A 19,736-nucleotide genomic window follows, 5' to 3' on the forward strand; every position below is an offset into this window, starting at 1 on the left:
CTTCGTCGTGTCGAAAAGGCGAGCGCGAAGATCACATCCTCCCGCGACGGCCGGCGGAACGTCCGGTGAACGGTCCGGTGCCGGCGCATGTCGGCGCCGGGCGCCCGGCGGCCACCAGGTCGAGAAGACCGTTCGACCTGCATTCTCAAAATCGGAGGACCGAAACCGCTGGATTCACCGCTGAGCCGTGGCCGGTCGTGTCAAGGGCTGGACGATCTGGAGGGGATGGCCATCAGGGTCGGCCGTCCAGGCGATCAGCAGCCGACCGAGCCAGGCGTACGGGGACGCGAGGGCGGGTGCTCCGCCCGCGACGAGAGCCTCATAGGCCGCGGCTGTGTCGTCCGTCCATAGGATGACGGCCGCGCGATGGCCGTCAATGATGGGGTCCAAGCCGTGGTCGTCGCGGGTGGAAGCGGCCGAGGCGATGCCGATCTTGTATCCGTCCAGCACGAGATCGACGTGAGTGGGCTCGCCATCAGTGGGCACGCGGAACGTCTCGGTGAATCCCAGCCGCCTGTAGAAGTCGACGGCCCGCGGCAGATCATCGCTGAACAGAATCACTTGAGGCGTGCGGAAGACCGACATGGGGCGACCGTACCGGCGGCGTCCTGCGGACGCATCAGCGAACCCCACGGCACGTCAAATGACCTGTCGTTGGAAGGAGGTTGCGACTCTCCAGCCGCCGCCAGGCCGCTGGAGAGCCGCAAGGTGCCCGGTGCCGCGAAGCAATTGCCACCGGTGCGATCACCTCGCACACGTGCTGGCCGACCCGGGAGACGACGGCGCTCAGACCATGACACGCCGCCTGTTGCGCACGACCGCCACCGCACCGATACCCGCCAGCATCGTGGCCCCGGCGACACCGAGCGCCACCAGAGTCTCGTCAGAGCCTGTGGCCGCCAGGGACGGTTGTGTCCCGGCCGAAGTCTCCAGGAAGGACTGCAGCAGAGCCGTCACTTCCTGCGGCTTCTCCTCGGTCACCCAGTGCCCCGAACCTTCAAGGACACGGCCGTCGACGTTCACGGCGTACTTACGCCATTGGTCGGCGATCCCGCTCCCGAACGATTCCGAGCCGCCGATCGCAAGGATGGGCATCCTCAGTTTGCCTTCGGCCGCGAACTTCGCATTCTGTCGGATGTCTTCGCGGAGCTGGCGGTACAAGCTCATCCAGGCGGTCGTGTGTCCCTGCCGCTTCAGGTAGTGGGCGTAGAAATCGAAGTCGGCCGGCGTGAACGCGGACTTGTTGTCTCCCAGGTACTCGCCGACGAATCCCTCGACAAAGGCGCGCTCGTGGCCGGTGATGAGCTGCTCGGCGAGAGGCAGCTGGAACATACCGAAGTGCCACGCCGACGGCTTGTTCGGATCGGCTTCCAGAGCCGGGAAGGTGTAGATGCTCTCGTCCGGGACAGGAGCTTCCATCACGGCCATGCGGCGCACCTCCGACGGCCACTGGGCCGCGTAGGCGTAGCTGACCCACAGACCGATGTCGTGGCCGACGAGCTGGACTCCGTTGTTCAGCTTCAGCTGCTTCAGCAGTTCATGTACGTCCCCGGCCATCTGTGCTGTCTGATAACCACTCTTGGTGAGTTCGGAGTCGCCCATGCCTCGCAGGTCGACGGCGATCACGGTGTGGTTCTCGGAAAGCGGGCCCATTTGATTCCGCCATTCAGCCCACGTCTGAGGAAAGCCGTGGATCAGCACCACCGGCGAACCCTTGCCGCCTTGCACGTAGTGCATACGGAAGCCGTTGACTTCGGCGTACTTGGACTGGAAACCGGGGGGTGGTTCCGCTTGCGGGAAAGCCGACTGCCCGTCCCCGGAACCATCCTCCCCGCTCTGACTCCATGCTGTGGTGCTTGCGGCGACGGTGACCATCAAGGCGGTACCCAGCGCCACGATGAGCGCGGTGATCCTGTCGGTCTTCCCTATTCGGGCACCCATGAGTCCCTCCTGATTCTGCTTTCTCGTGATGCGTCGAATCGGGAGCGGCTCACGACGACGAACTCCCCTGGCAGGCCGTCTCCATTTCCCCCCAAGTTCACCCGGGCAGCAAGCTGAGCAGAACGCGCCGGACCGCGGTCCAACCCGATGGAGTGTCACTGGACCATTCGAGTTGTTTCCGGCCTGCGTCCGGCAGGTAGTGCAGCAGCCGCGGGCTCGCATGACGGCCTCAGTGGCTGCGGATCTCAAGGTCATCAACGGCACGTCGAGTGGTGCCGGAAGCTGGAACGGGGGTCGCGGCACGGGAACCGAGCCACCCCGGGTGCCACAGTGATCGGCCAAAGATCGCCCGGCGTCTGCTTCCCCTCCGACCGCGCCGCCTTCGCCGGAGAAGGGGAGCGATGAGGCGCGTCGTCGTTCGTTGCGCCGAAGGGGTGTTTCAGCACCGCTCCCGCTCTTCCCGAGAGCCGCCCGCGCCCGCCGTGCTCTTTGCTGGGACGCCGGGGGAAAGCCGACAGGCCATCGCACTGACTACCGTTCTTTGCTCTGCGTTGACCGCCCCATCCCTGGACTCGGCGCGCCGCTCGGTCATGATCGCGACGTACACCGGCCTCCAGTTCGTACCCAGGGAACCTCATGCGGATATCCACCGTTGCCACTGCGCTCCTCGCGCTGATCCCCGTCGCGCTGGTCACGCCGAGCGCGCACGCGACCGTGGGCGGCAGCAGCGACATCAAGCTCCAGAACGTGACGGTCAACGGTGGCAAGGACATCGTGGTCGGGACGACCACCAAGACCATCTCGGTCTCGATCACCGCGAGCGCCCCCTCCGGCATCAAGAACGTGTCCTTGGTGCTCTTCCATGGAACCCACCTGAACACCTCGCCCTACGACGGCGTCCTGAACCCGACGACGAACCAAGCCGACTGCCGTGTGGTGAACGCGGCGACCTCCACGTGCAAGGAGACCGTCAGCGGCATTCCGGTACTGCTGACGAACGCGACGGCCGGGACCTGGCAGGTGTACGTCGTCGCCTACGCGAAGAACGGCGAACACGCCTACTCCGACCCCTTCTCCAGCGTCCGCATCCTGCGGAACTCCCGCCTGACGGTGAAACCCTCACCCAAGCCGGTCCGCAAGGGAAAGACCGTCACCGTCACGGGCAAGCTGACCCGGGCCAGCTGGTGGGACCACCTGGAATACCACGGCTACACCGGCCGGCCCGTCAAGCTGCAGTTCCGCAAGCGGGGAACGAGCACGTACACCACGGTCCGGACCACGTACAGCGACTCCCACGGCAACCTCAAGTCCACCGCGAAGGCCACCGTGGACGGCTACTGGCGCTACTACTTCGCGGGCACGTCGACCACCCCGGCGGTCAAGGCCGCCGGAGACTACGTCGACGTCCGCTGACAACAGCAGCGTCACGTCCCGGCCCGTGCCGTGGGGCGCGGGCCGGGACGTGACGCTGCACGACCGTCAGGCGGTCCGGGTGCGCAGCTGTCGGGACTTCCAGCCCAGCAGCAGGGCCTGGAGGATGAACCACACCCCGCCGCCGGTCGCGTACGTCGACAGCACGTCGAGCGAGGGGTCGTCGCCCACGGCCTGGATGTTGTAGAAGACGCCGACCAGGAGGGACAGTCCGCCCGAGATCAGGGTCGGCCACTGGTTGCCCAGCTCGGAGCCGCGCCGCCGCAGGCCCACGACCACTTGGGCCGCTCCGGAGACGGCCGCCCAGGCGCCGAACACGTGGAGCACCGGCTCCACGCCGCCCGCTGCGGCGATGCCGACGGCGAGGGCGGCGAACGTGCTCAACACGCCGTTGAACGCTGTGACGCGGCGCTCGGAGCCGTCGGGGGTGGCGCGGTGGTCGATCAGCGAGGACACGGCGTCGATCAGCGGGTAGAGCACCAGCAGTGTGATCGCCGGGGCGTCGACGGAGTCATGGGCACCGGCGAACACCAGGGCCCACGCCACAGCCAGGACGCCGCGGCCCAGATACAGCCTCAGCAGGAAGGAACGTTCTCTCGTCGTCCCCCGGGCCGGGGGATTCGCCGTCTGTGTACTCATGGTGCTCGGCCTTTCTCGGGTGGGTCGGTTCGGTGACGGCGAGGTCAGTGCCGGGGCGGGAGGACGCACCGGAAACTGGAGGCGAGGTCCGGGTCTCCGTGGCCCTTGTAACGGGACACCTCGGGGTAGCCGCACAGGTCACGGGTGACGCTCTTGCCGGAGGAGTCGACCAGGGTGGCGGGCAGGGTCTTGGGGGCCTTGCCGTGCTCGACCCAGGCGGTCAGCGCGGCAAGGCCGTCGGCCGAACCGTCGGTGCCGTTCAGGCCGCAGTGGTCGGTGCCCGGGGCGAGGAAGAGGCGGTAGAAGTCGTCGACCCGCTTGGCGCCGCCCATCTTCCGCTCGACCTGCTCGCGGTACGCGACGGTGCCCTGGGCGGGGATGAACTGGTCGGCCTGCCCGTGCCAGGTCAGCAGTTTGCCGCCGGAGGTGCGGAAGCCGGACAGGTCGGGGTCGTCCGTGCCGATCACCTCGTCGTAATGGGCCTGGGACTGCTCGAACAGCTCGGTGAACTGACGGTAGGTGATCTTCGACAGGTCGAAGGAGGGGTCCTTCTTCACCCAGAGCCGGACCCACGCGGCGGGTACCGGGAAGGGGCTGCCCTTGACGGTGCCGTCGGGGTCGGTCGTGACGGCCGCGAGGCCCTTGAGGTCGGCCCCGATCGGGACGCCGTACCACAGCTTCTTGCCGGAGGCGGTGCGCGGGCCGTCCCAGATCCTGCGCACCACGGCCGCGTCGGCCGCCGTGATGGTCAACTCGTCGCCGTTGCACGCGACCTTGGTGCCGATCAGCCCGCGAGGGTCGAAGTCGCACCGCTCCGGCTCGTTGACCAGGCCGTCCCTGACACCGTCGAGCGAGTCGCACGCCTTGACGGCGGCATCGGTGAACGCGTCCAGTTCACAGCCCGTCGGGAAGGTCTTCTCGTTGTTCATGACGACCTGCGGCCACAGGGTGGCGACCTCGAACTCGTCCCAGTTCACGGCGGGCGCGTCGGCGAGGATGCCGTCGTAGTCGTCGGGGTGGCGCTGGGCCTCCATGTAGCCCTGGCGTCCGCCGGTGGAGCAGCCGGTGAAGTAGGAGTAGGCGGCGCGCTTGCCGTAGACCGCGTCGACGACCTCCTTGCCGACGACCGCCGCCTCGTGCTGGGAACGGGAGGCGAAGTTCTTCAGCGGAGTGGTGTTGATCCCGCCTTCGCCGTTCAGCGCCCAGCTGACGTCGAGGGCGTCGCCGACGCCGGCGTCCGTGGTGGTCGCCGCGTAGCCGTCCTTGACCGCGGTGCCCATCCCGACACCGTTGTCCCCGGCGAGGTAGGCGCTGCCGCCGAGCGCCTGGAAGCGGCCGTTCCAGGCCTTCTCGGGCAGCCAGGTGGTCACCGTGGCGTGGTCGTCCTCGCCCGGGTGGGTGAGGGTGACGGTCACCTTGCAGAAGGCCGGGACGCCGGTGACCTCGCCCCGCAGGACACCGGTCCCCTTGATGGTGCCGCCCACGTCGCGGACCGCCCCCACGGTTTCCACCTCGGTCCCGGCAGGGGCCCGCACCGGCATGGATGCGCAGTCGAACGGCGTGGCCGAAGCGGGAGTCGGGGTCTGTGCCGAAGCGGTCGGCAGGTACACCGCCGCGACCAGCGGCACTCCGGCCGCGATCACGGCCAGAAGTTTCTTCTTCATCTTCATTGCTTTCACATCCTGAGTAGCTGTGCGCCTGACCGCGGCGACACATAGGCACATCGCACGACGGGAAGGGCGAGGCGGGTCTACGGGCGGGCAGCCCCGTGACCTCGGCAGACGCCCCGAGTCGGCCTCGGGGCGTCAAGACTGATCCGAACTTATCACCGGTTAAGGCGGTGACGAAAGTGGGTGATGAAAGTAGATGGCGAAAGTGAGTGGGATGCATCCAAAGGTGTGACCCGCGGCCCCGATACGATCCGTCCGGCGGTGCGCCGCACATCCGGGACCGGGTCAGGGGGTGGACCCGCCTGGGAGTAGCAGGTCAACTCGCCTGGCGCGGCCCGCGGGTGGGGCATCGCGGACGCCGGTGCGGCCGCCACTCCGGCCCGGCCCGGGCAGGTCGCCGTCGAGGCGCATCCAGTGCCCCGGATACGCCCGCCCCGACGCCGAACGTCGGGACGGAGCTGCCGGCGCGGTTGACCCGGCGCGCCGTCCGCTCCGCGCGGACCGGCCCGGGCGTCAGCCCAGGGTCAGCAGCCCGGTGACGGCGACGTGCAGGGTACGACCGAGCCGTTCCGCGAAGTCGACCCGCGTGCACATTCAGTAGCCGACCGGGTGATCCGCCCTGATGGGCGCGCCAGACGGTGCGCCGGGCCCCATGGTCATGGCCCGCCTGGGACGAGGCCGGCGAGGCCGAAGACGCGCGGGATGCCGCGCCGGAAGACTTCGGCCGGCACGAAGACCGCGATGAGCGTCACGAGGATCGGCTCGGCCCCATCGGGGAGGCCCGCGAAGGAAGGGCCGCCCATACCATCCGCAGTGGGTACGGCCCAGGTTGGGAATGCGGCGACAGCGGTCGGGGACAGCCCACCGCAGGTTCTTGGCGTTCGGACCGGCGGGCACCGCGGCAGCCGATCCGTCCGTCCCGAAGCGGGTTTCTCCGGACCAGGTCGGAGGAGGGTGCCCGGCAGGACGCTCTCCGTGCTGCACTGCGTGCGGTGAAGCTCCGCGTACCGGCCCTCCGCCGCGAGGACGTCCGGGGTTGGCCTACGGACGGGCTGCCCCGTGACCTCGGCAGGTGCCCCCGAGACGGCCTGCGAGCGCCAGGGTCGATCAGAACGTATTGCCGGTCAAGGTGGTGACGAAAGTGCGGCGATGTGGTGCGGTCGATCTGCTCCGGGTATCTCGCCGATGTCGCGGAGGGCTACGTCGACTTCGCGAACAAGAGGACTGGTGCCGACGGCAGCGCGACGGCGAACGCGCGGAACCACGCGGGCAAGGGCATGACCGTGCCGACCGACGCCATGGTGTCCGGCCTTGCCGACGCGACCGAGTGCCCGGGCGACCGGCTCTACGCGTAGGTGGACGCGAAGCCCGATTCGGGCCTGCGGGGGCCTCAGGCCAGGCCGTTGATACCGTCCCCCAGGAGCTTCAGGCCGAGGACGAAGAACAGGACGGCCATGATGGCCGCGTTGTGCTGGGCGGCCCAGTTCCGCCAGTTGGCGAGGATGCCCTCGGCCCGCTCACCCATGCACAGGTACACGGCGAGCGGGGCGAGGACTCCGAGCGAAGCGATGACCACGAACACGGCGAGCGCCCCGATCTGCTGCGGCACGGGGATCCCCGCCGAGCTGATGGAGGCCCCGGCGGCGATGGTCAGAGGGGCGTTCTTGGCGTTCGCGGCCGAGAGCAGCAGTCCGAGGCCGAGCACCTTCGGCGGGGTGAAGTGGTCGATCGCCGCCATCCACTTCGGCAGCCGCGCCTGTGCGGGGTCGCGTGGACGCCCTCGCCACTGCCGGGCGGCGAACAGGAGGAGCAGGACGCCCAGCGCCAGCTTGAGGGCCCCCACCCACGTGGCCGGCTGACCGTGCGCGGACGCCCCGCCGGGGCCGCCCACCGCCAGCGTGATCGCGCCGAGGACGGCCAGGCCCAGGAACCAGCCGACGGCGAACAGCGTGCCGTTCGTCCGGCCCTGCGGGGTGGCCAGGATGAGGATCATGGCCACGATGGGCAGCGGGCTGACCGCGACGGCGGCGGCCAGGCCGAGCACATCGCCGACGGCGTGACCCAAGGCGGCCTCCTCGAAGGCGGAGAGTTCACGTGCGCGTGCGTGCCATGGCGACACAGCGGCCGCGGGCACCGGCCGGGCCCCGTAACCGATCGTGGGACGACCTCGACGCCGGGGCTCGGTATTCGTGCCGTACGGGTGACCGACGGGCGTGATGCCGCGTAGCCGGTCTGTTCGACGCCGTCTCACGAGGGACGGGGCGGGGTGCTCCGCCCGCGGCCGGGCCCGGCGCACGAGTCGGTGCGCCGGGCCTTTCGCGGTCTACCACCAGATGACGACGTATCCGGGGCCGCCGGGTCCGCCGTCGTTCCCGAAGACACCAGGGCCGCCGTTGCCGCCGATGCCCGCAAACGCTGGTGCCGGTTGGATGACGCCGTCCACTGCCGGACGGCCCCCCGGGGCCGGAATGCTGGTCCCGCCGGCCCCGCCGACGTTGCCTTGACGGGTCGTGCCCTGGCCAGGACAGGAGGCGCCGCCGCCCAGGCCGCCGGCATTGCCCGAGGCGGCCAGGCCGCCCTTTGCCTCCACGACGCCGCCGAGACCGTTGTTCACCGTGCTCGATGTGCCCGGCTGGCCGCTCGTGTTCGCGGGCCCGCCTGCTCCTCCTGCGCCGATGTCCACCGTGACCGGTGTGCCCGCCTGGACGGCGAGGACGCACCAGGCAAAGCCCCCGGCGCCGCCGCCCGATCCAGAGTTGATGTCACTTCCCGACCCGCCTGCGCCGGCACCCCATGCCTGGACGAAGACCGTGGTGACCCCGTCGGGCGGCGCGAATTGGCCGTCGTTGGTGAAGTCCACCAGGCCGTGAGTGGGAGAGACTCCCGGCGGTCCCTGCTCGCCGGGAGGCCCCTGCTCGCCGGGAGGCCCCTGAAGGCCGGGAGGTCCCTGAAGGCCGGTCTCGCCCTGCGGCCCCTGAGGTCCGGCAGGTCCGGCGGGCCCGGCAGGGCCCTGGGGTCCGGGAAGTCCAGGCGGGCCAGGAGGGCCGGGAATGCCGGGGCGGCCTGGGTGCCCGTGGTAGCCGGGACGGCTCGGGCAGTACCCAGGAAAGTACGGGAAGAGGAAGCACGGGTCGGCGAGACCGGCCACAGTGCCGGGTTTCACAGCATCAGCCTGGCCACCGTCGGAACTCCCCGCGTACGCGGGCCCCGTCAGGGCGCTCGACGCCAGGGCCACGCACGCTGCCATCGTCCACGAACGCAGACCACCTCGACGCCGCCGTATGGGCGCCTGAGACACGGATACTTGAGACAACACGTCACCTCCGCAAGGGGGCCCGCAATGCGCGGCAGACGCCGCCCACCAGGAGAGAAGAGCTGTCGGGGACAGCGGCGAGCCCACAGAAAGAATCGCCCTGCATAGCGAGTCGTGCACATTCAGTAGCCGACCGGGTGACCTGTACCTGCTCTGTGTCAGCCCTCCAGGGCTGCCGTCATGCGGTCGAGGTCGATGAGGAGTTCCGCCATGCGCCGCGGCGGGATCTCCTTGACCATGCGCTCCTCGATGGCTGCGACGGAGAGCTTGTAGCCGGTCACGATCCGGCGGTCCGACTGCCTGTCTTGTCACCCGGGCAGTGGTTCGGTAGGACTGCTCGGGTGACTGATCACCGAAGCTTGGCCCGTAGCGTCATAGCGCTGTCCTTGGCCGTGGTCGCCGCCTGCGCAGTGGCGGTGACGATCAAGGTGACCTCGAGCCCCATCTCCGTCGAACCACCGCGCGTCCTGGATCAGACAGCGCTGGAGAAGCAGGTGGCGGGTGAAGTCGGCGGCCTGAAGAAGGACAACCCAGGGGCCTACGTGGCCTGCCCTCTGTCCGTCGTGGTCAAGGTAGGTACCAAGTTCGACTGCCGCGTCTATGGCGACACCAACCCTGAGACGGTGTTCGTCGAGATCACCAGCGATCAAGGAGACCTCTCGGTGTCGTCCGGCGGGTAGCAGGGGCCGCGCAGCGGAATCGGCCCGCCACCGCGTTCGGCTTCGTGTGAGCCCTGCAGCGCGCAATGCGCCCGCCTCCGCAGTCGGAGGCGGGCGCTTCGGGCGGGCCGGGCCCGCTCCGTGCCGGGCCGATGGCCACCGCTCAGCCCACAGCGCCGGGCAGGACGCTCTCCGTGCTGAACTGCGTGCGGTACAGCTCCGCGTACCGGCCGTCCGCCGCCAGGAGTTCCCCGTGGGTGCCGCGCTCGACGATACGGCCGTCCTCGACGACGAGGATGAGGTCGGCGGCGCGCACCGTGGACAGGCGGTGGGCGATCACGACGGCGGTGCGGTCGGTGAGGGCCTCGGCGAGGGCCTCCTGGACGGCGGCCTCGGAGGTGCTGTCGAGGTGGGCCGTGGCCTCGTCCAGGATGACGACGCGCTGCCCTGCCAGGAGCAGCCGGGCGATGGTCATGCGCTGGCGCTCCCCGCCGGACAGGCGGTAGCCGCGCTCGCCGACGACGGTGTCGAGGCCGTCGGGGAGTTCGGCGACCAGACGGTCCAGGCGCGCGCGGCGCAGCACGTCGCGCAGTTCCTCGTCGGTGGCCTCCGGCCTGGCGAGCAGCAGGTTGGCCCGGATCGTGTCGTGGAAGAGGTGGCCGTCCTGGGTGACCATGCCGACCGTGGCCCGCAGCGAGGCGGCCGTCAGGTCGCGGACGTCGGTGCCGCCGACGCGGACGGCGCCCTCGTCGGCGTCGTACAGGCGCGGCAGCAACTGCGCGATGGTCGACTTCCCGGCACCGGAGGAGCCCACGAGAGCGACGGTGTGGCCGGGTTCCGCGCGGAAGGAGATCCCGTGGAGGACCTCGCCGCCGGCGCGGGTGTCCAGCGTCGCGACCTCCTCCAGCGACGCCAGCGACACCTTGTCGGCGGACGGGTAGCCGAAGCGGACGTCCTCGAACTCCACGGCGACGGGCCCGTCCGGCACCGGCCGGGCGTCGGGCCGGTCGGCGATGAGGGGCCGCAGGTCGAGGACCTCGAAGACCCGCTCGAAGCTGACCAGGGCGCTCATGATGTCGACGCGGGCGCCCGCGAGCGCGGTCAGGGGCGCGTAGAGCCGGGTGAGGAGGAGGGCGAGGGTGACGACGGAGCCCGCGTCGAGGGCGCCGGTCAGCGCGAAGTGGCCGCCCAGGCCGTAGACGAGCGCCAGCGCGAGGGCCGAGACGAGGGTGAGCGCGGTGATGAAGGCCGACTGCGCCATGGCGGTCCGCACGCCGATGTCCCGGACCCGGCGGGCACGTTCCTCGAACCGGGCCGACTCGTCCGCGGGCCGGCCGAAGAGCTTCACCAAGGTGGCGCCGGGCGCCGAGAAGCGCTCGGTCATCTGGGTGCCCATGGCGGCGTTGTGCGTCGCGGCCTCCCGCTGCAGGCGCGCCATGCGGGTGCCCATGCGGCGTGCCGGGACGACGAAGACCGGGAGGAGGGCGAGGGCGAGCAGGGTGATCTGCCAGGACAGGGTGAGCATGACGCCGAGGGTCAGCAGAAGGGTGACGAGGTTGCCGACGACCCCGGAGAGCGTGTTGCTGAAGGCGCGCTGCGCGCCGATCACGTCGTTGTTGAGGCGGCTGACCAGGGCTCCGGTGCGGGTCCGGGTGAAGAAGGCGACCGGCATGCGCTGGACGTGGTCGAACACGGCGGTGCGCAGGTCGAGGATGAGGCCCTCGCCGAGGTTCGCGGACAGCCAGCGGCCCAGCAGCCCGAGACCCGCCTCGGCCAGGGCGATCACGGCGATCAGCACGGCGAGCGTAGTGACCCGTCCGGGGTCCCCGCCGGAGACGATGGCGTCGACGACCCATCCGGCGAGGACGGGGGTCGCCACGGCGAGCAGCGCGGTCACGGTGCTCAGCAGGACGAACTGGGTGATGCGCCGCCGGTGCGGCCGGGCGAAGGCGCCGACGCGGCGCAGGGTGTCGCGGGCCAGGGGGCGGCGGTCCTGCGTGGCGTTCATGACGCTGTGCAGCTGGGTCCAGGCCGTGGTCTCCATGCTCATGCACTGACCGTAGAACCTCGACCGTCCTTGAGGTCAAGGCACCCCCGCGAACGCGCGGGTGCCCGCACCCGGTCCCGGGCTCCCGGGCTCCCGGGAGCACCTCTCCCGGGGGCGCCGACGCGGCCCGCCCGCGATCGTGGGCGGGCCGCGTCGTCACGCGCGGGCTACGTCACGGGAGGAACGGCTCCTTGCAGTGCATGCAGATCATCTTCTTCGACCACTCCGCACGCCTGCGCTGGGAGGTCTGCTCCTTGCCTCGCTCCCGCGCACCCCACACCGCCCCGCCGACCGTCACGAGCAGCCCCAGCAGGATCACCCCCGACGCCAGCAGCGCCACCCCGAACCCGGCCACCAGCAGCGGCCCGACCAGCGCCGCCTTCTCCTCCGCCGGTTGCGCGAGACCCTTCTTCAGCGCCGAGCCCGGATCGATCGTCGCCACGTACAGCTCCAGGCTCTGCACCTGGGTCGACCCGCATCGCGTGCACTGCCACACCGCCACCGCATCCCCCGATCCGTCGACAGACAACGAGGATGCGGGCCGCCCCACCAAGTCGACAAGATGACAAAACGCCTCACGTGAAGGTTCCGGGACCCGGGGATCACCCGGTCCGGCTACTGAATGTGCACGACGAGGTGCCCGAGGCGACTCTTGACGTGGGCCCGCCGCTCACGACCGCTCACTCTCCGGAAGCGGTACCTGCCGTCCGTCGCGGGCCGTTCCTGGAGGTGACGTGGTGTCTCGAACAGTCATGCCCCGCGTGTTGCGGGCGGTGGTCACGAGCGTGGCGCTGGCGGCCGGTTCGATGGCGGGTGCGGCCGACGCGGCCGGTGCCGACGGTGGTGCTCCGTTCGAGGCGGGCGGACCTCTCGCCGGGAAGCGTGCGGCCCAGCCGTGCTCGCCCTTCCCGTATCTGCCCTGGCATTGCCCGGCCCGGCCCGGCCGCCCCGGTCCGCCGGGGCCCCCTGGTCCGCCGGGACCCCCCGGTCCGCAGGGACCAGCCGGCCCCGCCGGCCCCGCCGGACCTGAGGGGCCGCAGGGCGGGACCGGTCCCCAAGGACCCGCCGGGCCCGCCGGACCGGCAGGTCCCCAGGGGCCCGCCGGGCCCCAGGGGCCGCCCGGAACCGCAGCCGCCCACGGCCTGGTGGACTTCGACGACGACGGTGTGCTCGTGCCGCCCGCCGGGGTGACCACGGTCTTCGTCCAGGCATGGGGCGCCGGCGGGGGCGGAGCCGTAGGCGGCGGCGCGATCACCGGCGCCGGAGGCGGCGCCGGCGGCTTCGCCTGGTGCGTCCTCCCCGTCCAGCCGGGCACACCGGTCGCGGTGGACGTCGGCGCCGGCGGCGCCGGTGGAGCCGGCGCGGCCAACGGTTCTCCGGGGACGCCGACCGAAGTGGACAACAACCTGGGCGGCGTCGTGTCGGCCGGTGGCGGCGGGGGCGCGTCGCTGCTCATCGGGGGCAGTGGTGGCACGGGCGTCTGTCCCGGGCAGGGCACCGTCCGCACGGGCGCGGACGGCCAGGAGGGCAACCCGCCACCGGGCGCCCCGGGCCAGGGCGGTCGACCCGCGGTGGACGGCGTGGTCCAGCCGGCGCCACCCGGTGCGGGCGAGGGCGGCGACGGCGGCGGCGACACCGACCTTCCGGGTTCGGCCGGCGGCGACGGATACGTCGTCATCTGGTGGTGACGGACCGCCCTCCGGTCCGAGCGCGCCCGCCCTCGCCTCACGGCCTCCCCGGGATTCCGGCCGGAGATCGATATCCTCGCGTCCAGTTCGGCGGACCACCTTCTCCAGGGAGAAGCTCATGCCACATTCGGGAGAGACCGCGGACGCGATTCCCCGGCCGCAGCGGTTCGCGGACGTCGAAGGCTGGTTCTGGCCGGTCGACCAATTGCTCTTCGACTGGTTCCTGCAACGGCAGAGCAACCTCGAACACCAGGGTGACCTGCTGGAACTCGGCGCCTACATGGGGAAGAGCGCCATCTTCATGGGCGGCTACCTCCGCCAGGGGGAGCGGTTCACGGTGTGCGACCTGTGGGATTCCCCGGCCGTGGACGACCCCAACAACGCCGAGATGAACAAGGCGTACGCGACGCTCACCCGGCGCGCGTTCGAGGCCAACTACCTGTCGTTCCACGACCGGCTGCCCACGATGGTGCAGGCCCCCACATCGGTGATCACCTCGCACGTCGGCGCCGGCAGCTGCCGCTTCGTGCACATCGACGCGTCGCATCTGTACGAGCACGTCTGCGGCGACGTCGCGGCGGCGCGCGAACTGCTCCGCCCGGAGGGCATCGCGGCCTTCGACGACTTCCGCAGCGAGCACTGCCCGGGCGTCGCCGCCGCCGTGTGGGCGGCGGTGGCGACGGTCGGACTCAGGCCCATCGCGGTCACGAGCACCAAGCTCTACGGCACCTGGGGCGACCCGGCCCCGGCGGGCGAGGAACTGCAGAGGTGGCTGAGGACGCGTCAGGACCTTTGGCACGCCGTGGACCAGGTGGCGGGCGTGCCCCTGATCCGCATCAGGGGCACGAAGGCGAAGTCCCCGGCTCCGCCGGTATCCCGCCACGCGTCACTCCGCGGCCGCACGTCCCCGGTCAGGGAACAGGCCCGCGCCGTCCGCCGCCTGGCGAAGGACCTCGTCCCGCCGGCCCTGGCCCGTGCGGTGCGGGCGGCCCGCCACCGCCGTACGTCATGAGGCCCTGACCACGGCCCCACCTGCCAGGAACCCCGCCACCGCCGTCACGAAGCGGGCCGGGTCGTCGAGCCAGGGGAAGTGGCCGGCACCGGGCTGGACGACGAGCGCGGCGTCCGGGAACAGCCCGGCGAACTCGGCGACCGCGGCCGGGGGAGCCCCGAGGTCGACCTGCCCGGCCAGCAGCATGACGGGCGCGGTCAGCCGGGCGAGCGCGGCGCGGGTGCCCTCCGGGTCGAAGGCGCCCTCGGCGCCGAACGCGGCCACCACCTCGTCCTTCGTCTGCTCCCGTTCGGCGGCCTGGTGGGCCCGCGCCGCATCGTCCCAGCGGCCGTAGGAGAACGGCGCGAGGGCCTGCCACCGCTCGGCGGTGGCCTCGCCCGCCACGATCGCCTCCAGGGCCGCGAACGCCTCCGGGAACCACGGTTCGTCCCGGCGCAGCAGGGCCGTCTCGCGCCGGAGGCCGCCCGCGACGGGAATCCCGACGGCCCGGACGCTCGGCGTGACAAGGACGAGGGCGCCGACACGGTCCGGATGGCGGCCCGCGTACTGCGCGGCGATGTTCGCCCCGGCGCTGTGCGCGAGCACGTCCATCCGGTCGAGGCCGAGGTGCCCGCGCAGGGCCTCGACGTCGTCGACGAGCCGGTCGCAGCGGCAGGAGGCGAGGTCCCGCGGCAGTCCGGACAGACCGGTGCCGCGGAGGTCCGGCCTGATCAGCCGCCGGTGCGCGGACAGGCCGCCGAGGTCGCCGAGGTACACGGAGTCCTGCGGCCCACCGGGCAGGCAGAGCAGCGGGCGGCCCGAGCCGAGGTCGTGGTAGGCGAGCTCGGTGCCGTCGTACGAGGGGAAGAAGGGCATGGCGGAGGTCCTTTCGGCGGTGCTGGGGGAAACGCGGGAGCGGGGCGCGGGGTCAGTGGTGTGCCTGCCGCGCACCGGAGTCCCGGGCGAGACGGCCGGCGAAGAAGCGGTGTTCGCTCTCCACCTCGGACGTGGGCAGCTCCAAGTGCCGGCCCGGGTTGGCGTGGAGCGTCTTGTCGCGGGAGGCGAAGGCGTCGAAGAGGGCGAGGGACGACGACCGCGGCACCAGCTCGTCGTCCCACTGCAGGAGGAAGCGGACCGGGACGGTGATCCGGGCCGCCGCGTCCGCCAGGGACTCGTGGCCGAGCAGCCCGAACACGGCGGCGGTGATCCGGGGTTCGGCGGCCACGAGCGGCACGCCGACGGCGGTGCCCAGCGACAGGCCCCAGAACCCGACGGGGACGTCCCGGCCGACGCGGCCGTCCTCCAGCAGGGCGTCCAGGGTGGCACGCCACTCCGGGACGGCGCGGGCGGCCAGCGCCGCGTTGTGGGCCGCGACGAGCGGGGCGACGGGCCCGCCTGAGGCGACCGCCTCGCTGATGCGGACCGCGGCGGCCTCGTCGGCGGCGGTCCGCGGGCGGTCGCCGTGCCCGGGCGCGTCGATGGCGGCGACCGCGAAGCCTCCGGTCGTCACATGGTGGTGGGCGCGGGCCAGGACGCCGGGGGCCTTCTTGTGGCGTCCGCCGCCGTGGGCCAGCAGGATCAGCGGGCGGTCGCCGTCCGCGCCGGCGGGGGACCAGAGCACGCCGGTGATGTCGCCGAGGACGAAGCGGTGTTCCGAGACGCCGTCGGCGGTCGTCTCCGAGAGGAAGCGCATGGTTCGGTGCCTTTCGGGATGCCTGCGGGCACTCCCGGGGACACCTGCGTCAGAGGATCCGCGCAGCCGTGCGGGAGGGGAGCACCCGTCCTGATACAGCGTTGATGGGTCTCACCTCCTCGGTCGTCACTGCGCGGTGACGTTATCAGGCCCGTGCTCATGGGGCAGCCGGTTTTCCGCCGCCTCCCGTGGTTCCCGTCGCCCCCCGGCTCGCGTGGGGGGCGACGGGAACGGGCTCAGGGCTGCGGGGAGCTGAACGCGGTCAGGAAGCGGTCGCGGAAGGTGTCCATCCGCCAGACGGGCGCGCCGTGTTCGGGCTGCAGGCCGTCGCTCCAGCCCCAGCCGGAGACCTGGTCCAGCACCTTGGGGTCGTGGGCGACGATCGCGATCGGCACGTCCCGGCTGGCGTCGGTGCCGACGACCGTCGACACCGGCTGGTGGTCGCCGAGGAAGACCAGCACGGTGTTCTCGTCGCCGTACTTCGTCACGAAGTCGATGAGGTTGGTCAGCGAGTACTGGATGGCCTTGGCGTACTCCTGGCGCACCAGGGCGGCGTCCTTCCAGACGTCCTCGCGGTTCTTGCCCTCCTTCTGGATGGCGTCGTAGACCGAGCCGTCGCCGACCTCGTCCCAGCCGATCGTGCGGGGGACCGGTGCCCAGGGGGTGTGGCTGGACGTCAGGATGATCTCCGACATCATCGGCTGGTTCGACGCCTTCCCGTGCTCCAGGCGCTCGAAAGCCGACAGGGTGTACTGGTCGGGCACCGGCGACCAGCCGAACTTGGGCCCCTGGTAGCCCATGGTGCGTGAGTCGTGGACGTGGTCCAGGCCGAAGAACTTGCTCTCCGGCCAGGCCCGCGTGACGCCGGGCATCATGCCGACCGTCCGGAAGTCGCCGGTGCGTTTGAAGGCACTGGTCAGGGTCATCCGGTCGCTGGAGCTGACGTAGCGGTAGCGCTGCTGGTCCGGCACCCACAGCCCGGACAGGAAGGTGGTGTGGGCGAGCCAGCTGCCTCCGCCGGTGACAGGCGAGGTCAGCCAGCCGCTGCGGGCGGAGAACCCGGCGTCGGCGAGCTGCCGGGTGCCGTCGCGGAGCACGGCGTCGACGCCAGGCGCCATCGCCGGGTCCTCGACCGCCCCGCGGCCGTAACTCTCGATGAACGTGAAGATGACGTCCTTGCCCCGCAGCCCGGACAGCAACTGGTCCTGCGGCACCCTGGCGAAGCGGTCGTCGGCCACCTCCTCGGCGAACACCTTCCGGTCGGCCAGTCCCTGCTGCACCGTGGCCACCTGGCCCCGGACCCGCTGGCCGGCGACCTTGGCGGCCACGCTCACCCCCGAGACCTGGATGCCGAGCGTCGCGCACGTCATCCAGACCACGCCGGCCACCAGGGTGCTGCGGCGTGCCACCGAGGGGTGCCGCGCCATCAGCTTGGAGAGCCGCACGATCGCCAGCGGCATCAGCACCAGCAGCGCGAGGACGGCGAGCAGGGCTGCGGCCAGGGTCCCGTACGCGCTCGTCGCCCCCTCCGTGTCCTTCAGGTAGGACAGCCCGTCGGCGAACAGGGACCAGTCGAACAGCAGGTGGAACGGCCGTCGCAGCGTCTGGTAGAAGCCCATGTCCACGCAGTTCAGGAGGACCAGCACGGCGAGGAGGATCCCGCCGAGCACCGCCACCACGCGCCGCGGGCGGGGCGGCAGCACGAGCAGCAGGGCGGCCAGCAGGATCGGCTCCGCCGGGACGCGGAGGAAGCGGGACGCGGTCAGCTGGGGGAGCCGATCGGGCATCAGGAAGGCGAAGAGCACCAGGACGGCGGCGAGGACCGTGAGGCTCCACGACAGGGCGCGGGTGATGTCGGGGTGCCGCTCCCGCCATCGGGCGACCGCGTTCTTCGCGGCGGGGGCCGGTTCCGCGGGGTCCTCCGCGTGTGCCTGCGCCTCGTGTTGCTCGCCGTCGGTCGCGGTGCGGTCGGTCCCGGCTCGGGAGGCTTCGGTGTCGCGGGCCGCCGCGTCTTCCGTCCCGGCTTCGGAGGTTCCGGCGTCGGCGTCGGCGGGAGTGCCGTCCGGGCCGGGAGCGGCGGCCTCGTCGGCACTCGCCGCCTCCGGGTCCTTCCCGGGGTCCGCCGTCCCGGCGACCCCGTCCGACCCGGGCGCGCCGGCCTCGGGATCCGGTGGCGATTGATCCGACGTGCCCGCCCGGTCCGTAGTCGGTCGCTGATGAGCGCTGGAGAGCGACACCCCAAGTTCCTTCCGAGCGAGCCACAGTGAGGGAGGGGCCCCGTCCGCAGGAGCAGGGCCACCGACAAGCCTGTACGGCTCACCTGCCGCCCCGGTTCACCCGAATCCGGCCGATCGCCAAAACGGACCAACGTATGGGGATGTCTTTACGGAATCGGGAGGGGCTCGCGCGGGCGGTGCCGGGCGTCACACGGCCGTCGGCGCGCTCACGAGGCACCCCCTTCATCGGCATCGCGGTGGGTGGGGTGCGCGACCGCGCGCCGTACCGCGCGCAGGCGGCACGCGACGCCGGGAGCCCGTGCCTGGTCGGCGTCCGCGGCCACGGACCGACGTGGCGATCCGAAACCCCGAACGGGACCCGATGCGCTGGGGATCTCCCTTTCGTCCGCCGCCGGGGCGGATCGTCACGCGGCGACGTGCGGCGAGGTCAAGCCGGTCTCCCCGAAGGGTCAACTGCCGGGCGCGGACCGGGCGCTCGGGCCGAGCTGATCGATGATCGTACGGAGCTGCTCCCGGTCGAGCTCGTAGATCGTCTCGCCCGCCCTCGGGTCGCGCGCGTGCAATGTGTGGAACAACGGTCCGCCGCGGGGCCCGATCTGCACCAGCGTGGCCGAGGCTCCCCGGACGGCGCGCTCGGTGCCGGGCGGCGCGGTGAGGTCGACCCGGCCGACGACCCCCGACGTCACGCACACCGGCACCGACTCCAGGTGGCCGGACAGCTGGAGGTGGAAATGGCCGCAGAGGATCAGCCGCACGTCCGTGCCGCGGATCGCGTCGGCCAGGTCGCCGGGGTTCCGCAGTCCCAGCGCGTGCTGCACCTCGACGTCGAGCGCGATCGGCGGATGGTGCAGCACCAGCACACTGCCCATCGGGGCCGGGGTGGCCAGGACCTCCCGCAGCCAGGCGAGTTGCGCCCCGCCGAGCAGTCCGTACCCCATGCCGGGCACCAGCGAGTCGAGGGTGATGAAGCGGTAGCCGTCAACCATGCTCACGGCCGCCCGCTCCCCGGCGGGCGAGGTGAGCATGGCCTGCGCGTGGTTGCGGCCGTCCGGGCGCAGGTGCCCGCTGCCCAGCGCCCGCGCGAAGGCCCGCCGCTCGTCGTGGTTGCCGGTGCTGTAGAACACCGGCGCCTGCCGGCGCAGGGCGAAGTCCCGGACGATGTCGCGCACGGAGAGGTACGCGTCCAGCGATCCGTCGTCGGCGATGTCGCCGCTGATGACGATGACGTCGATGTCCGCCACCGGTTCCAGGTCGTTGAGGAGCCCGCGCAGCGACTCCCTCGCGTTGACACCACCCGCCTTCGGTGATCCGAAGCGGTCGAGATGGGTGTCGGAGAGATGCAGGATCCGCATTGCGCGTACGGTACTCGGCTCGCACCGTGCCGTCACCGATCATTGCGCCGCGCAACGGACGAGCGGGGTGCCGCG

18 protein-coding genes are annotated in these 19,736 nt (G+C 71.5%); 5 read left to right on the forward strand and 13 right to left on the reverse strand.

Translation table 11 applies throughout. The features are described 5' to 3' along the window. Window positions 1–174 precede the first annotated feature (174 nt). Both PV342_RS21550 and PV342_RS21555 read right to left on the reverse strand, forming a co-directional pair. Window positions 175–585 (reverse strand): VOC family protein, encoded by a 411-nt coding sequence (locus tag PV342_RS21550; RefSeq protein WP_500318419.1) that lies wholly within the window; start codon window positions 583–585, stop codon window positions 175–177. 201 nt (window positions 586–786) lie between these two features. Next, complete coding sequence (locus PV342_RS21555) at window positions 787–1,941, reverse strand: alpha/beta fold hydrolase (protein WP_500318420.1); 1,155 nt, start codon at window positions 1,939–1,941, stop codon at window positions 787–789. A 636-nt stretch (window positions 1,942–2,577) separates the two neighbouring features. On the opposite strand from PV342_RS21555, the gene PV342_RS21560 reads away from it, so the two are divergent. Further along, the gene (locus PV342_RS21560) at window positions 2,578–3,354 is read left to right on the forward strand and encodes a DUF5707 domain-containing protein (RefSeq protein ID WP_500318421.1); all 777 of its coding nucleotides are present in this window, start codon (window positions 2,578–2,580) and stop codon (window positions 3,352–3,354) included. Between the two features lie 66 nt (window positions 3,355–3,420). Here the strand turns inward: PV342_RS21560 and PV342_RS21565 are convergent, their stop codons facing one another. Beyond that, window positions 3,421–4,011, reverse strand: coding sequence for a DUF308 domain-containing protein (locus PV342_RS21565; protein WP_400807260.1), 591 nt, complete (start codon window positions 4,009–4,011; stop codon window positions 3,421–3,423). 44 nt (window positions 4,012–4,055) lie between these two features. Then, window positions 4,056–5,675: a tannase/feruloyl esterase family alpha/beta hydrolase gene (locus PV342_RS21570; protein ID WP_500318450.1), complete on the reverse strand. Its 1,620-nt coding sequence runs from the start codon at window positions 5,673–5,675 to the stop codon at window positions 4,056–4,058. A gap of 1,157 nt (window positions 5,676–6,832) precedes the next feature. Between PV342_RS21570 and PV342_RS21575 the strand changes: the two genes are divergently transcribed. Beyond that, complete coding sequence (locus PV342_RS21575; RefSeq protein ID WP_400807265.1) at window positions 6,833–7,036, forward strand: hypothetical protein; 204 nt, start codon at window positions 6,833–6,835, stop codon at window positions 7,034–7,036. A gap of 35 nt (window positions 7,037–7,071) precedes the next feature. Here PV342_RS21575 and PV342_RS21580 read toward each other — a convergent pair whose 3' ends face one another. From PV342_RS21580 to PV342_RS21590, 3 genes are all read right to left on the reverse strand, one after another. After that, a complete protein-coding gene (locus tag PV342_RS21580; RefSeq protein ID WP_500318422.1) occupies window positions 7,072–7,746 on the reverse strand; it encodes a GAP family protein in 675 nt (224 codons plus the stop codon). Window positions 7,747–8,004: 258 nt separating this feature from the next. Further along, window positions 8,005–8,541, reverse strand: coding sequence for a glycine-rich domain-containing protein (locus tag PV342_RS21585; RefSeq protein WP_500318423.1), 537 nt, complete (start codon window positions 8,539–8,541; stop codon window positions 8,005–8,007). 611 nt (window positions 8,542–9,152) lie between these two features. Further along, entirely contained in the window at window positions 9,153–9,275 is a 123-nt protein-coding gene (locus PV342_RS21590; protein ID WP_500318424.1) for a hypothetical protein, read from the reverse strand. A 111-nt stretch (window positions 9,276–9,386) separates the two neighbouring features. Here PV342_RS21590 and PV342_RS21595 point away from each other — a divergent pair, with 111 nt between their 5' ends. Further along, a complete protein-coding gene (locus PV342_RS21595; protein WP_500318451.1) occupies window positions 9,387–9,674 on the forward strand; it encodes a DUF4333 domain-containing protein in 288 nt (95 codons plus the stop codon). 142 nt (window positions 9,675–9,816) lie between these two features. On the opposite strand, the gene PV342_RS21600 is transcribed toward PV342_RS21595, so the two are convergent. Both PV342_RS21600 and PV342_RS21605 read right to left on the reverse strand, forming a co-directional pair. Continuing rightward, window positions 9,817–11,697: an ABC transporter ATP-binding protein gene (locus tag PV342_RS21600; RefSeq protein WP_500318452.1), complete on the reverse strand. Its 1,881-nt coding sequence runs from the start codon at window positions 11,695–11,697 to the stop codon at window positions 9,817–9,819. A gap of 175 nt (window positions 11,698–11,872) precedes the next feature. Then, window positions 11,873–12,142, reverse strand: a complete 270-nt coding sequence (locus PV342_RS21605; protein WP_500318425.1) for a hypothetical protein — start codon at window positions 12,140–12,142, stop codon at window positions 11,873–11,875. Between the two features lie 703 nt (window positions 12,143–12,845). On the opposite strand from PV342_RS21605, the gene PV342_RS21610 reads away from it, so the two are divergent. Both PV342_RS21610 and PV342_RS21615 read left to right on the forward strand, forming a co-directional pair. Then, window positions 12,846–13,388, forward strand: coding sequence for a glycine-rich domain-containing protein (locus PV342_RS21610; protein ID WP_400807277.1), 543 nt, complete (start codon window positions 12,846–12,848; stop codon window positions 13,386–13,388). A 118-nt stretch (window positions 13,389–13,506) separates the two neighbouring features. After that, entirely contained in the window at window positions 13,507–14,400 is an 894-nt protein-coding gene (locus PV342_RS21615) for a class I SAM-dependent methyltransferase (RefSeq protein ID WP_500318426.1), read from the forward strand. On the opposite strand, the gene PV342_RS21620 is transcribed toward PV342_RS21615, so the two are convergent. The 4 genes from PV342_RS21620 to PV342_RS21635 all read right to left on the reverse strand — a co-directional run bounded on the left by PV342_RS21620 (window position 14,395) and on the right by PV342_RS21635 (window position 19,661). After that, the gene (locus PV342_RS21620; RefSeq protein WP_500318427.1) at window positions 14,395–15,255 is read right to left on the reverse strand and encodes an alpha/beta fold hydrolase; all 861 of its coding nucleotides are present in this window, start codon (window positions 15,253–15,255) and stop codon (window positions 14,395–14,397) included. The genes PV342_RS21615 and PV342_RS21620 overlap by 6 nt on opposite strands. A 52-nt stretch (window positions 15,256–15,307) precedes the next feature. After that, window positions 15,308–16,072 (reverse strand): alpha/beta hydrolase, encoded by a 765-nt coding sequence (locus tag PV342_RS21625; RefSeq protein ID WP_500318428.1) that lies wholly within the window; start codon window positions 16,070–16,072, stop codon window positions 15,308–15,310. A gap of 236 nt (window positions 16,073–16,308) precedes the next feature. Then, entirely contained in the window at window positions 16,309–18,309 is a 2,001-nt protein-coding gene (locus PV342_RS21630; protein WP_500318429.1) for an LTA synthase family protein, read from the reverse strand. A 449-nt stretch (window positions 18,310–18,758) separates the two neighbouring features. Continuing rightward, window positions 18,759–19,661, reverse strand: coding sequence for a metallophosphoesterase family protein (locus PV342_RS21635; RefSeq protein ID WP_361005601.1), 903 nt, complete (start codon window positions 19,659–19,661; stop codon window positions 18,759–18,761). Window positions 19,662–19,736: the final 75 nt, after the last annotated feature.

The organism is Streptomyces sp. PA03-3a, from assembly GCF_033792735.1.
Taxonomy (GTDB): domain Bacteria; phylum Actinomycetota; class Actinomycetes; order Streptomycetales; family Streptomycetaceae; genus Actinacidiphila.